General features: G+C 32.9%; 16 protein-coding genes. 3 read left to right on the forward strand and 13 right to left on the reverse strand.

Annotation, left to right across the window (positions count from 1 at the left end):
* Positions 1–78: 78 nt before the first annotated feature.
* From BN350_RS01345 to BN350_RS01360, 4 genes are read right to left on the reverse strand one after another with little or no spacing between them, the layout of a single operon-like run.
* A complete protein-coding gene (locus BN350_RS01345) occupies positions 79–1248 on the reverse strand; it encodes a MalY/PatB family protein (RefSeq protein WP_028041992.1) in 1170 nt (389 codons plus the stop codon).
* Positions 1241–1981, reverse strand: a complete 741-nt coding sequence (locus BN350_RS01350) for a TrmH family RNA methyltransferase (RefSeq protein ID WP_028041993.1) — start codon at positions 1979–1981, stop codon at positions 1241–1243. Before BN350_RS01350 ends, BN350_RS01345 begins: the two co-directional genes overlap by 8 nt.
* Positions 1968–3095 (reverse strand): tetratricopeptide repeat protein, encoded by a 1128-nt coding sequence (locus BN350_RS01355; RefSeq protein ID WP_028041994.1) that lies wholly within the window; start codon positions 3093–3095, stop codon positions 1968–1970. Before BN350_RS01355 ends, BN350_RS01350 begins: the two co-directional genes overlap by 14 nt.
* Entirely contained in the window at positions 3095–3367 is a 273-nt protein-coding gene (locus BN350_RS01360; RefSeq protein ID WP_028041995.1) for a hypothetical protein, read from the reverse strand. The genes BN350_RS01355 and BN350_RS01360 overlap by 1 nt, the downstream gene beginning before the upstream one ends.
* Positions 3368–3453: 86 nt before the next feature.
* Here BN350_RS01360 and BN350_RS01365 point away from each other — a divergent pair, with 86 nt between their 5' ends.
* Both BN350_RS01365 and BN350_RS01370 read left to right on the forward strand, forming a co-directional pair.
* A complete protein-coding gene (locus BN350_RS01365) occupies positions 3454–4263 on the forward strand; it encodes a methyltransferase domain-containing protein (RefSeq protein ID WP_028041996.1) in 810 nt (269 codons plus the stop codon).
* The gene (locus BN350_RS01370; protein ID WP_028041997.1) at positions 4260–5165 is read left to right on the forward strand and encodes an RluA family pseudouridine synthase; all 906 of its coding nucleotides are present in this window, start codon (positions 4260–4262) and stop codon (positions 5163–5165) included. The genes BN350_RS01365 and BN350_RS01370 overlap by 4 nt, the downstream gene beginning before the upstream one ends.
* Here the strand turns inward: BN350_RS01370 and BN350_RS01375 are convergent.
* Complete coding sequence (locus tag BN350_RS01375; RefSeq protein WP_028041998.1) at positions 5137–5742, reverse strand: hypothetical protein; 606 nt, start codon at positions 5740–5742, stop codon at positions 5137–5139. The genes BN350_RS01370 and BN350_RS01375 overlap by 29 nt on opposite strands.
* A 587-nt stretch (positions 5743–6329) precedes the next feature.
* On the opposite strand from BN350_RS01375, the gene BN350_RS21785 reads away from it, so the two are divergent.
* A complete protein-coding gene (locus BN350_RS21785; protein WP_420885232.1) occupies positions 6330–6506 on the forward strand; it encodes an Abi family protein in 177 nt (58 codons plus the stop codon).
* 481 nt (positions 6507–6987) lie between these two features.
* On the opposite strand, the gene BN350_RS20785 is transcribed toward BN350_RS21785, so the two are convergent.
* The 8 genes from BN350_RS20785 to BN350_RS01420 form a co-directional block, all read right to left on the reverse strand.
* Positions 6988–7884 (reverse strand): NlpC/P60 family protein, encoded by an 897-nt coding sequence (locus BN350_RS20785; RefSeq protein WP_187117086.1) that lies wholly within the window; start codon positions 7882–7884, stop codon positions 6988–6990.
* Positions 7885–7919: 35 nt separating this feature from the next.
* Positions 7920–8372: a phage holin family protein gene (locus BN350_RS01385; protein WP_028041999.1), complete on the reverse strand. Its 453-nt coding sequence runs from the start codon at positions 8370–8372 to the stop codon at positions 7920–7922.
* A 178-nt stretch (positions 8373–8550) separates the two neighbouring features.
* Positions 8551–8850: a hypothetical protein gene (locus BN350_RS01390; protein WP_028042000.1), complete on the reverse strand. Its 300-nt coding sequence runs from the start codon at positions 8848–8850 to the stop codon at positions 8551–8553.
* 32 nt (positions 8851–8882) lie between these two features.
* On the reverse strand, positions 8883–9203 hold the full coding sequence (locus tag BN350_RS20470; RefSeq protein WP_028042001.1) for a hypothetical protein: 321 nt from the start codon (positions 9201–9203) through the stop codon (positions 8883–8885).
* A 25-nt stretch (positions 9204–9228) separates the two neighbouring features.
* Positions 9229–9564: a hypothetical protein gene (locus tag BN350_RS01400; RefSeq protein ID WP_028042002.1), complete on the reverse strand. Its 336-nt coding sequence runs from the start codon at positions 9562–9564 to the stop codon at positions 9229–9231.
* 169 nt (positions 9565–9733) lie between these two features.
* Positions 9734–11209: a DUF859 family phage minor structural protein gene (locus tag BN350_RS01410; RefSeq protein WP_028042003.1), complete on the reverse strand. Its 1476-nt coding sequence runs from the start codon at positions 11207–11209 to the stop codon at positions 9734–9736.
* A gap of 6 nt (positions 11210–11215) precedes the next feature.
* A complete protein-coding gene (locus BN350_RS01415) occupies positions 11216–14416 on the reverse strand; it encodes a collagen-like domain-containing protein (RefSeq protein WP_147573503.1) in 3201 nt (1066 codons plus the stop codon).
* Positions 14417–14486: 70 nt separating this feature from the next.
* Complete coding sequence (locus BN350_RS01420) at positions 14487–14852, reverse strand: hypothetical protein (RefSeq protein ID WP_147573504.1); 366 nt, start codon at positions 14850–14852, stop codon at positions 14487–14489.
* Between the last annotated feature and the right edge of the window lie 8 nt (positions 14853–14860).

Consider the following 14860-nt stretch of genomic DNA (forward strand, 5'->3'; position numbering starts at 1 on the left):
CAAATTTTTGATGAAAGACAAATATTTTCATCATTTTTTACTTATATAACAAAAAGAGCAAATTATTGCTCTTGATGATTATACTCTCTCTTTAATAGCTTTCTCTAATTGCTCTAAAGCTTGTTTTAAAATACTTCTTGGGCAAGCAACATTAAATCTTTCAAAACCAGCTCCACCAGTTCCAAATATATATCCCTCATCTAGCCATAAATAAGCTTTCTTTAACATAAACTCTTCTAATTCTTCGTTATTCATTCCTAAACTTCTCATATCTACCCAAACAAGATATAAACCTTGAGGATCAATAACTTTAATATCAGGTAAATGCTCTGCAAAGAAATCTTTCATATAATCAATATTCCCTTGTAAATAAACAAGTAACTCATCAACCCACTTTGCTCCATATGTATAAGCTGCTTCACAGGCATCTAAGCCAAAGATATTAGGATCATTGACACCAGATGCATTTTTTTCATCAACAAACATCTTTCTCATTTCTTTATTAGCAATCACAATATTCGATGTCTGTAATGCTGCTAAATTAAATGTTTTTGATGGTGCAGTACAAATGATTGTAAAATCTTTAAATGATTCATCAACATTATAAAAAGCCACATGATTATGATTTTTATATGTAAAGTCCATATGTATTTCATCACTTATAACATAAACATGATGTTTTTGACATATTTTTCCCATTTGATACAATTCATCTCTTGTCCAAACTCTTCCAATTGGATTATGAGGATTACATAAAATAAACATCTTTACATGATTATCTATGATTTGTTTTTCAAAAAGTTCAAAATCACAAGTGTACTGTTCTCCATCAAAAAGAAGTGGACATTCGACAACTGTTCTACCATTTAAATTGATAGAAGCATCAAAAGGATAATAGACTGGTTTCATAATCATAATTTTATCACTTGGATGTGTATATGCTCTCACTGCTAATTTTAATGCAGTGACAATACCTGGTGTTGGTACAATCCATTCTTTTTGAATGTCAAAATGATGTCTATCTTTCATCCAATTTATAACTGCTTGATAATAATTTTCGGTTGGTGCTGCATATCCAAAAATACCATGTTCTGCTCTTTTGAGTAAGGCTTCTTTGACTTCAGGAAGTGTTTCAAAATCCATATCTGCAACCCACATTGGAATAATGCGAGAATCTTGTGCTTTTTCTCGATCATATTTAATACTATTTGTTTGTTTTCTATTTATAACTTTATCAAAATTATACATTTTCTCTTAATACCTCTTTCTGTTTAAAATTCTCTTTTGAAAAATGAAATAAAGCTAAACCTAATGCCATTGATAAATTTAATGAATCTATCTTATCACTATGCGGTATAAATACACTTTGTCCATATTCTAAATAACAATCATCTAATCCACTGCTCTCATTACCAAAAATCAAAGAATGTTTTTTTAAGGCTGTGACCTGATGTATATTTTTGGCTCCCTTTAACATAAATGGATAAAACTCTCGATCATGATATTGATGATAATATGTTTGAAAATCATCATAATAAATAACATTCAAATGAAAGATTGAACCCATGGAAGCACGAACCACCTTAGGATCAAAAATATCAACTGCTGGTCTAACAATCACAAGATTTGTATAGCCAAACCCTAACATTGTACGCATCATTGTTCCCATGTTTCCCATATCCATTGGATTAACCAGAACAATATGATTTTCATCATTTAATGAACTTGAATATGTTTGAAATACTCCTATCGCAAAACAATTGCTTTTAGGACTAAGTTTATCAATTGTTTTATCATGAATATTCATAGGAATATGATGTTGTTGACAGAGTTGTTGAATCAGTGGATAACCTTTATTTTTTTCAATAGAAGAATGAACAACTACTCGCATAACATTTTCTGGTTTTGTCTTTAACAACTCAATAGTTGGAAAAACGCCTAGTGTATAGCTTGTATCATCTCCTTTTTTATATAACTTCATAACTTATCTCCTTTGTTTCAATCTTATCAATATTTTTTTTAATTGCTTTTGCTCTTTGATAATAATAACTAGATTTTTGATAATCTCTTTTCATATAACGACCAGACTGGTAAAACTGAGATAATAATATGCAAGCATCATAACTATGTAAACGTGCTGCCTGATGCAAATAATTTAAAGCTTTCTTTTCACTCTTTTCAACTGTCAAACCATCAAAATACATCATTGATAATTCATATGCACTCTCACCATGCAATGAATAATAAGCATACCTCAATAATTCAAATGCTCTTTGTATATCCATTTCAACACCGATACCCAATTTTAAACATAATCCTGCTTTATACATACATTCTACCTGAAAAATCTTAGCACCCTCATAATACGCTTCAAAGGCTTGTGCATATTCTCGTTGTGATTCTAATAATAACCCTTTATAAAAATAAGCTTCATCATAATGACTATCATTTAAATACTGATAAGAGCGTCGTAAATCTTTATCAACATATTGTCCAAGCATATAAAAAACACCTAAATGAAAACATGTCAAATCATCACGATGACACTCATAATACATCAAAGCCTTCTCCACATCTCGTTCTACACCATAGCCATGTTCATACATATATCCTAAATAATAGGCTCCTCGATCATCTCCCAATCCATAAAGGTAAGAATAAATTTCAAAAGCCTTCTCATAATCCTGAGATACTCCAAAACCTAAAAAATATGTTTTTGCGATGATTAATAAATGATCAAAATCATTTCTCTTATATGCATCATGAATTAAAGTCTCTATCTCAGGAATCTCAAAATAATAACCAGTTTCCTGTATTAAAGTATAAAAGACAGCTACCATAAAATAAGCTTCATCTTCACTCAATTGAGCATGTTCTTTCAAGTAAGAAACATAACCACTCAAATCTATATCTTCATCAAAGATCATAGCATCAAAGATTCCCATCTTCATACCTAAAACAATCAAATAACATTCGTCAGGTAAATCCATTGCTTCATCATTTAAAGCTTCTTCAAATCGATCATAATCAAATCTAATCATATCACCATAATGGTCAAAAACATCAAGCACATTCTCTATAATCCGAATATCCATTAAACATCCTTATTCATTTGATGAATCATTGTCAATTCTTTTTGAGCATTATCCATTAATGCAACAAAATGATCCTTATCAAAAGAAGCCCCCTGATTAATTAATTCTATTAATTCTCTATATTTTTCTACAATTAATTCATACAAAGATTCCTTAATGACATAATCCATTTCTTGATGAGCCTGCTGTAATAACTGATTAATCGATTTATACTGTTCCTTAAAGACAGCATCATAATCAATTGCTGCTTTTTTCTTAGAAAACAATCCCATAAGTTCAACCTCCTTTACTTTTTATATTATACCAATATTCCCAAGTAAAAGTAAACATGTTATAATGCTTTCAAAGGAGGGAAATTATGCATAAACTCGCATGTCCAAAATGCCATCAGCCACTTGTATTAGATGGTCATTCATATAAATGTCAAAACAATCACTGTTTTGACATCGCTAAAAGTCAATATATTAATCTCTTATTAAATCCTGATAAATCCACAAACAATCCAGGTGATAATAAAGAAAGTTTACAATGCCGTAAAAACTTTTTAAATCAAAGATATTATGATGTCATTTTAAACGAAGTTGTTACTTATATTTCTCGTCATAATTGTCGCCACATGCAAATCTTAGATTTAGGATGTGGTGAGGGTTATTATACTTATCGTATGAAACAAGAATTAGGTGATAATTGTACAATCTATGGTTTGGATATATCTAAAGATGGTATTCAGATGGCTTCTAAATATACAAAAGATATTTATTGGATAGTTGGAAATTCAAAGAATATTCCTATCCAAGATCATTCTTTAGATGTTATAACTGCTTTATTTACAGTGGTTAATGCTAAGGAAATTCAAAGATGTTTAAAAGAAGATGGTTATATGATCCATGTGACTGCTAATAATAAACATCTGATTGAATTTAAGGAATTGATATATGATGAAGTGAAAGTCAAATCTGATGAACATATTCGTTTGCCTTTTGAGACAGTAAAAAATTATGATTTTCAAAAGACAATACATTTAAAAAATCGTGAAGATACTTTAAATCTATTAAAAATGACTCCTCACTATTATCATATTAAAAAAGAACGTCGTCATGTTTTAGATACATTAGGTGAATTCGATGTAACGATTGATATCCGTATTACAATCTATAAAATGTCATGAGATATCAAGTTCATTATCCCTATTTAACTTTAATTATTGATTCACCTATTGCAATAGAAGAGCTTTTCAAAGAATTTCACTTATCTAAAAAAACAATCCATTTGCTTAAACAAGAAAAAAACTATACAGTCAACAAAAGATATGTTTCTCCTACAACAATTCTTATTAAGGGAGATCAATTAACACTCAAGGCTTTTCAAGAAGATGATGGAATGTATACACCACTTTATCAAGATTTAGATATTATTTATGAAGATGAATTTTTATTAGTTGTCAATAAACCACCTTTTCTTCAGGTCTTTCCAAGTGATTCATCAAAGAATGATTCACTTGCTAATATCGTCAGTGGTTACTATCATCAACAGGGTTATAACCTTCCTGTACGTTTTATTCATCGTTTAGATTATGAAACAAGTGGTCTTGTTATATTTTGTAAATGTGCTTTTGTTCAGCCATTATTAGACTATCAGCTTTCTATTAAAAACATACATCGTCATTATCTAGCTATTGTTGAAGGTACAATCAACGATTATAAACGTCATTGTATTCCTTTACCGATTGGTAAAGATCGCCATCACAATCAAAAAATGATTGTGACTCATCATGGAAAAGAAGCTTGTACATATTATCAATGTGTAAATTCACATCAAGGTCTATCGCTCCTTTCATGTACACTCACATCTGGACGTAAACATCAGATTCGTGTCCATTTAGCTCATGTCGGATTACCTATTTTAGGTGATTCACTCTATCACCAGCCATCACCTCTGATAGCTCGTCAGGCATTACATGCTTATCAGTTAGAGTTGGTACATCCTATCACAAAAGAAAAGATGACACTCATTTGTCATCCTCCTCAAGATATGAAAACAATTATTCAATCAATAGATCCTCAATTGTAGGATCTTTTTTCATTCTCACCATTTTAAATACATTCTGATGATGTGTATCAAATAATATACGTGAGTCAATTTCTCTTCTTTTTCCACAATCAGAAAAAATAATACGATAATGGGATTCACTTTCAATATATCCACTTAAGCATATCCAATGCCAATTATCTTCTTCTAATTCTTCAGCACGATGATGAAGAATTAACATACCTACTGGATGTCCTTCATCAATACTCTTTAGCACAAAAGATAATGCATGTTTATAATTTTTAGATTTCTTTTGATAAATTGGATGTAAACATTGACCATCATCTGCCATTCTTTTCACAAATGTTCTCGCAAACTTATACAGAAAAGGATATCCCATATAACCAGGAGTCATCAGTGAAAACATCTCTTTCATAATCTTAAGAAATTCTTCTTTTGGATACTGTTTCTGTTGGTGATAATATGCAAAAAGATTACTTGCCAGTACACTTGCACATCCTGCTTTCTGTGCCCATTCATCATCAAACCAATCTTGATCCCCACCATAACCTATACGCTGATTATTTTCATATATTATTGGCATTTCTAATTCTTTCATTCTACTCCTCCAAATCTAATATATCCCTTAAAAAACTGATTAAATACCAGTTATTTTTTGTAATAATTTTAATTCAATTATTTTTAATTCTAAACCTTTATGCATAATTATACAACTTAACTCTTGAATTTCAAATCTTAATTTGTTGCACTCTTCATGGCATTTTAAATCATCAAACGGAATTAATAATTGATTTATTTTTTTCTAAAGTTTCTCTTTTCTTATATAAATTTTCCAAACCTTTTATAATAACTTTTCTTTTAATAATTGTTCATGTTATTGGATGAGTTCTTCTATTGTTAGTACTACGGTATTTCATTTGTCACTTTATAAAATTATTATCTCACATAAATATAGAAATATCTTTAATCATTTGATTAAAACAAGTTTTTATGTCATAGAATAAGGTGTAGCGATAGCAACTCTACAAGGTCTACTGCGGAAAACCTGCTGTTATTCTGTAATGGCAGGTTTTTCACTATGAAAGGAAGTCGATTATGAAATCATTGAAAACAATTGTTGAACAATTTGAACGTTTAAAATCACGAGGATTGAAGTTTAGTGAATAAATTAAAGCAAAAAGATTTATACTAAATTATTATACCAATTTTTTCATGGATAAAGATGATAACTTTATATCAGGTACAAATTTTCATGAAATAACTCAAGTTCATTATTTTGACAAAGAAATCAAATCTCTTTTTAAATATATAATTAAAATTGAAAAACATTTTATGTCTATAATTAGCTTATCACTTTTCTGAAAAATACAAAGACCAAAAGTACGCATATCTTATAGCATCAAATTATAACAATAAAGATATTCTTCAAGTAAAAAATACTCTATCCAAAATGAATCATATCATTAATAATTACAAATAAAAAAATAGGAACAAAATATTTATATCAAAAATGATTAACTATAGATACAAATATCATATTACAAAGCTTAGGAACTCCTTACAATTGGTATAATATGGCCCAAATATCTCAACCTCAATAGTTTAGAAATATTAAAACAATAGAAAAAAACTACCTCACGGTAGCAATTTCCATATCATGTATTCTATACGGGAAAAGTAAAGTTAATTTAATAGTTATAACCCAAGTAAAATATATTTAAAACAATATATTTAGTTATGTTTACAATTTAAAATAATTTATTTGTGTTATCTTAAGTTTAAAAGAATTACCCTAAAATTACACCAAAAAAAGCCTACTCCTTAATTGGAGTAGGCTGATTTTTTATACAATTTCTATATATAGTTTTGTTGCATTCTTACCAAGTACTCCAGCATAGCCGTCTTGGTTATTATTTGTTTCTGTATCATATTGCCAACCATAATTTGTTTTATACTTTGCTTTCTTATATGGTCTTATATCATCAGGTGTATAATAATAAACCTGCACCAAATCAATTGCTTTGCCATTACCAGCATATTTATAACTATTTTTAATATCACATTCCGTAATCCAGCCAAGCCACTTTCCACCTTTAACATGCACACGATACTTTATCTTACCCTTGTCTACTCTAATGGCAACATCTGTAATAGGGCTATCTTGATAACCAGCATAATCTTCAAGATTTTTCACTTCACTTAGCCATCCATGCTTTTGTGTTCTTACACGATAAAATGCATTAACTTTTGTATCTTTAGGCTTAGAAGGAGCAGATTCACTTTCGCTAGAATAATCAATATAACAATCTAGCCTTCCACACTTACTCCACTTTCTTTCATGCAAATGCGAACGATTTGATAATCCACAACCTTTGCAATAAGTTTTCTGTATACCATTTTCCCAAATCGGACTTGATTCAATAACTACACCATCACCAACATATATTCCAATATGTCCTTTCATCCAGACAAGCCATCCTGGTTGTAACTTTGTAAAATTTGTTGTTACATTGGAACATCTTGAAATCATTGTATCAGCATTAATATCTGGAACATTATTACTTGCATATTTTCCAGCAGATGGATAACCCCATAAGATACCTTTAATTAACCCTGAACAGTCACAAAGTAAATATTTACCACTTTTACTGTTCATAAACTTACCTAATTTATATAATGTTGGTAACTTTTCTACTTCTATTGCTTTATTAATAAAAGATTGTACTTTCATTTTTGCCATTTTTATACTTCCTCCCTTAAAGAGTAGCCTTTTGACTACTCTTGATTTTCTTTGTTAATAACTTTATCTGCGACTTCTAATCCTTTTGTTAGAATACCTGGTACATTGAATCCTGCTTCTACAAAGTTTTCTATAATTGATCTAATTTCATTTACAAGTAATGATGCTAATACGAAATATCCTAGTAACGCTGTAATACCCAAATCAACACCAATTGTATTCCCAATTTCAATAAAGACCGCTGCTGCTGCAAAAGAGACTAAGATCATAAGCCAATATCCTAATTTTTTTAATACCCCTTGCCATCCTGCAGTAGAATTCGTCTTATTAGCAATACTGGATTTCATCCATCCAGTTAACCAGTCAATAATGTTAAACAAAAGGAACATAGCAAATAATAACCAATGTTCCCCAAATACCAAACTTAAGAATGCAATAATACCACCTGTTACTGCATTATACGTATCCATGTAATTCATTTTCTTCATTTTCCTCACCTTCATTTTTCTTGTATATAAAAAGCACTATTTCTAGTGCATGAGAACTAATACATTATTGGCATCACAATAAAGTTAATGCCATTTGTATTAAATGCTACTGTGCCACTGTTATTTGTTGCAACAACATTAATAGTGTTTTTAACAATGGTGTGTACAATATAATAAGTTATGCAAAGTACATTAAGCAGTAATTGATTTTAATAGTTCCATTAGCAGGAAGAGGTCTATCAAATACTGCATAAATATAGTCCCCAAGTATTGTTGTGCCATCTATATGTACATCAGTAAGAGTGCCATTAGCATTAGTAGCGAAAATAAAAATTTTCCCTACATCTATATTAGAAATATTATATAAACTTGCAAAATCTTTAATTGTTACAATCCGTATAGCCGTGCTTCCTTCCTCCACTGTTCCAGTAAAATGATCCGTATGTACTACTGGAGCCAATACTGTATAATTTGTCATAATTTAATTTTTTTGCTATCTTGAAAGAGAGATTAAACAAAATAACAATTGCACCCTATAAATGTGTACCATGTCCAAGAAGGAATATTTGATACTTCAATTTGAAGATTAATTCCGTCATCACTAATTGTCCTGCAATTTAATTGCTGACCAGTCGCTGCATGATATCCCGTATTAGTGCCATGCATCTTATCATCATATTCTATAGTCCCAAAAGTTCCATATGCACCAAACATTAGTATGCCTCCACGCATACCACCATTGTATCTCTTAACATTTAAAACAACGGATGTTTCACCAGATAAATAGATATCTAATATTCTATCGCCATCAATTGTTGTATGATTTGTCATTTTTACTTAATAGCTCTGTGATAGATTAACCATTTGTACGAGCAATTTCAAAGGGGTCTGTTCCTTGTAGGGAATAAACGGAATATTGAGGAACCCATATTACACATCTAATAAAATCTGCTGTTACCTCCTGGTAAGAACCAACAACACCAGAGCCAAATATGGTTTGCAGTATAAAACCGTCTTGATTATATGAAATGATTCCGCAATATCCATTTGTATTATTCATAAATCCATATATGAATATACTTCCTTTGTCATACATCATTTTATTGCGTCGTATAACTATATGTAGATGAGTATATCCTTCCTGTATAACATAATGAAACTTTTCTCCATCAACTGTACAATAACTAGTCATATCTATCACTGGTGAAAGCTATTAAGCCTTCACCTCTCTTTCTTTGAGAGATGCTACTCTCTGATAGCATCCTCCTTTCGCAAGTTGTAGATACGAAGTGATTTTCGTACCCCCCCCCCGGCTATTTTGGGGGTATTTTTATTTTTACTTTTTAGCATCTTTCTTCCTCCTAATCTATTGTGTGGAATTTTATTTTTCCATTTTCATAACCATCAAAAACCATAATCTTGCCTAGATCCAGTAACTGTCCATTGTAGTAGACTGGTATTGCAATCTTAAACTTTCCACTTTCTGCGGTTGTTCCAACTGCTATTCCTCTTCCATCACTACTAAAGTTCATGAGTGTAAAAGTTGGTGGCATTGTCGCATAGGCATACCACGTTCCAAAGTAATCTGTTACTGCTATTCTAAATTGTCTTTCCTTATTAACATCAAACGTAACTGTTGTTACGTAGTATGTATCCTTAGAATAACCACTTCCTGTTGTAAAATTTACCCATGTTCCAGCATCATTCAAGTATTGCAAAGCAAAGGAATTTGAATTCTTTGAGCCAACAGATGCGATTGAAAATGCATAGGTTATTCTTGCATAGGCACCCGCATTCTCATCGATTGTCCCAGCATTGTTGCACCTCACAACATTAAACTTGGAAATACTTGGAGAGTAGTAATCCAGAACAGTAACTGTCTTACTGGCACTTGCCGTTCTTCCGCGGCTGTCTGTGACAGTTGTTGTTATTGTTACTGTTCCTGCATTCCATAAAACTCCACTTGTAAAGCTGGCACCACCATATGTTCCAATACCACTAACACTTGTTGAATACTGTGTTATCCAGCTTGAATATGATCCACCAGCACTAATTGCTACCTTCAACTGTGACTTGCCTTTGACATATCCTCCAAACTTCGCTGACAATCCTGATATGGCTTCACTAACTGATGGTGCTGATACCCACGGAACAACACTTGCAGGCACATTAACTGTAAAATTGATGTACTTATCTTCACCCACCTGCGTTGAACCGTTATATGTTCTTAAGATAAGTGTTCCTGTTCCACTCGTTGCATTTCCGATCTGATTACATAAATCCATTGGCACAGTCCACGTTGTAGATGTTCCTACACCACTTGCTATTCCTGCCCAGCTAATATTTCCAAAACTATACCAAAGAGAGTGTGTAAAAGCCGTACTTGCACGATTGATATTAATTGTCATAGCACTACCGATTGTATTACCGCTAATAGCACCAAAAGAACTTGCACGGGGAATTGTTGGAAGTGTAAAGCTTCCAGATAGATTCATCGACCCAATATACGTTCCACTATAAGTAACTGCTATATTAAAGCTGGCACTAACGCTAACAGACTTTGTACCATCGGCATTATGTCCAACGGAAGTTGTTCCACTACGAATTGTCTTTGAGCCACTTCCACCACTTGCTCCGCCAGTATAAGTTCCTGAATAATTGGTTCCGTTGACTGTTACCGAATAGCTTTTGCTGGCACTAAAATTTAAACTTGCATCCCAATGAAGGACTAAGCTCCATGATATGGAACTGTTATTGTTTGCAACATTCTGTGAATAAGAATAATCAAAGGTTAGCCACAGATGAGATTTATATGTACTACTTCGTATACTTGCCATCTATAATCACCCCACCTTCTTGAAATCTAGAGAACCATTACTTCTTGGAACAAATACAAAGTTGCCTATCCTCAATGAATTTGTGAACTCACCATCAATAACAAATAGGCGACTGTTTGTAAAATAAGCGAGCTCTTTTTGAGACTGTTTGAATACAATTCTATCGTTTTCAATAGTTAGGGTTAGTCCATCCTGACTATTTCCTAGAAGAATGCCTCCGTCCTCAAACTTTATATACTTAAGAATCCTTTCATAATTTTCTTTTTGTTCATTGTCAAGGTTTTTAAACTGTTCTGTTAGTGTTTCAAAGTTAAACGTCCATGACTCACTATCCTGCTCGAGTTTAGTGGTTTTTTGTGCTAGCAATTCACCGTCTTTTTTAGAATAATAGCTAGCAGACACTTCCTGTTTTATCGTATCCGCAGTTTTAATAATTTCGGAACTAAACTCCGCTTTTGCACTGCTTAGCTGTGTAGCTAAGTCTGCTGCTGCCTCATCAAACTTTTCATTCATATCTACTTCTAAATCATTAACAGCCTCCCAGGAACTGTCGCATATAGGACTTGTATATGCTGTAGAAGTAGGATTCTTATATGTTATGGCATAGCGTGTCCACAAATACAATCCTGTACTCCATGTTGGCATTGCAGTCACCCAGCTACCACCACTCTGTGCTGTTTTGGATGTACTAAGATAATATTGCTGTTCAATTGTATTAACTCCTGTTCCAGTAGCACCATTACTCCCATTCTTAGGAATGTAGGCAACACTATAAGTCGTAGACGTTGTGTTGTCTGTATAGGCAATAACAGTTTTAGACCATAGATACTGTCCTTGTGCAACCGATGGAATAGAAGTAGCCCACGTTCCAGTTGGTGCAATTGTTCCACTTGTTCCAGCCTGATAGGTAATTGCTGTAGACATAATTCCTTTGCCTGCTGGTCCCTGTGGTCCTGTTGAACCTGTATTTCCTTTATTTCCATATACACCAATAACTCTTTTTGCGGTTTCCTTTGTTGTGTTATTTGTATACTTGATCATTTCATAATTCCACAAGTATTTATTTGTCTCTGTCATGCCTGGTGGAGTCGTTACCCAGCTCGTTGGTGCTGATGTATTGCTTGTGCTTACCTGATAATATTCAGTAATTGCACTTATTCCCACACCAGTTGATCCTGTAGAACCTGTATCTCCATAAGCACCAATAATACAAGGTGTACTTGCTGTGGTAGAGTTGTCTGTATAAGTGATCACTTCATAGTTCCATAAATATTTTTTTGATGATGAAACAGACTGTACAGACGTTGTCCATCCTGATGTACTTGCTGTGATTCCACTACTGCTTGCAGTAGCTAAATAATAATTTGTGATTGACTTAATCCCTTTACCTGCATCTCCCTTATCACCCTTGATAAGAGACCACGTATAATCAGCAGCATTTGTTGATTCAGTTGGTGTTGTCTTATTATAAGCCAAACCAATATAAGTCTTTCCAGTTGGATCATCACTCATGTTTGCTCCTGATGAAGATGTTGCATACTTGATCCATGTATAGAAAGTCTTTCCATCTGCTCCCTTACCACCTGCAACACCTTGATCACCTTTTTCACCTTTGATGAGTGACCATGTGTAATCACTGTAGTTATTGCTTTCTGTAGACGTTTCCTTGTTATAAGCTAAACCAATATAGGCTTTACCAGTAGGATTATCTGACATACCAGTTGTTGGTGTATCAGCATATTTCAGCCATGTATAATACTGTTTACCATCTGTACCCTTTGGACCTTGAACACCTTGAGGTCCTTGTGGTCCAACTTGTCCATCCTGGCCATCCTTGCCTGTCTTCGTAGAAATAACTGTTAGTTCCTCTTTCTTGGAAATCAGATCTAAGGTTGCAGTGCACACAAATGTTACAGTCTCCTCAAAGTTATGACTGATTGTGAGTATATTGTTGTTGACATGTTCTCCTGCTACTAATGGTTCAAGAGCATTCTCTGTCTTGCGTTTCCACTCATACCTGGCATCATTTAATTCATTTCCTTCAAGATCATAGGCATGTGCGGTAATCACAAGATTGTTTGCAAAGAAATCAGGAATGTATGTTTGTGCATTACTGTCATAGACCTGATTGACCAGTCTGTTTGTCTCAAGATAAACAGTAAAGTTCTTAAAAACCTTATCTACATTTTCTTCAGTCCTTTTTATAGTCTCCTGAATACCATCTAAAGAAACTTTAAATTCTGCCTGCTGACTGCCAAGTTCGTCCTGCTGCTTTGCAAGAATGCTCAGACTGAGATCCTGCTCATTAGTAATAACCTGCAGTCTTCTTATCTTTGCAGAGTTTGATACTCTCACACCTACTGTTTCCTGATTTTCACTAGCAAACTCTCCGCTAAGGATATAATCAGGTTCATCCCCACCAGCATATTTCTCTTCAAAGTTCAGTACAACAAATGAGAATTCATCCAGACATTTAATAACATTTCCTAATGTCAGGTTATCACAGTAATCAGCATTTACATTTTGTGCTGAGTTGACTGATAATCCTATCAGTTTCTGCGAAACTATATTGATATGTTCCTGATCAGTAATATAGATGTTATCGCTACTTAAGAAATAGGTATTAGCATCTTCAGTCCCTTTATCAAATATCCTGATTCCATCATTGAATGTAACTTTTGAAATAATATATGGATTGCCTTTCTTATAGTCAAGAAGGTCCTTATATTCAGCGAAAATAGTACTTTGAAACGGAATAAAAACAGCCCTGCTATACTGATCATGACCTGCCATCACATTGCATCCGCTTATTTCGCCAATCCATCTCAGATAGCTGCGCATAGTTAATGTAGAATCGTACTGGTTTGTTTCCCTATTTAAGATTGTTTGATCAACAGAACTGTAGTCTATCTCAATGCCTGTAATACTTTGCATTTCCATTAGCTGTGCTTCAATTGTTGCTGGATATTCAATTTTTGTATTGTAGCTGGCATCAAAAATATACATGCAATCATAGAGAGTCAATTCCAGAATGGAATCCCATGTTTCTGGCATTTCATACGCCTTAAAAAAGTACTTATTTGATTTTGGTGTTGGCTGTACTTCAAAAACCGCATCATTAACTGTTTTATAATCAAATAATCCATTAGAGTTATCCAAAGATACTTTTAATGCTTGAGTTGGAGCATTGCCAACAATTCTGTTCATGCTGCCACTTCTCTTATAGCTTAATAAAATATCGGATATATCTTTGTTGTTCATTTTTATGATCATATGCCTACACCTCCGTCATATCAAAAGAAAACGACTGAGCTTTATGTCCAGTCGCTGTATTAATATAATTGAATTTCTTTTTGTTTGAATACATCTCAATGGTTCCAACAATTCCTTCATTAGGAAGATAAAGTTCTGCACTATAAGTCTGCGGCTTAATCATTTTCATAATTTTCATCACATCAGGCATATCCTTTAAGTTATATGTCAGTGAGATCTTCATCACCTCACCACGTGTACGTTTTCTTCTTAACTTCCCTGTAGTGACATATCGCTTAGACTGTTCACTATCCAGATCTTCAAAGCTAACATCATATGAAGAAGGAGCTGGCAATTCAGCTCCTTCAATCTTAATTGTAACATTACTCACCATATCTC

The organism is Candidatus Stoquefichus massiliensis AP9, assembly GCF_000455285.1.
In the GTDB taxonomy this organism is placed as follows: Bacteria; Bacillota_I; Bacilli_A; order Erysipelotrichales; family Coprobacillaceae; genus Stoquefichus; species Stoquefichus massiliensis.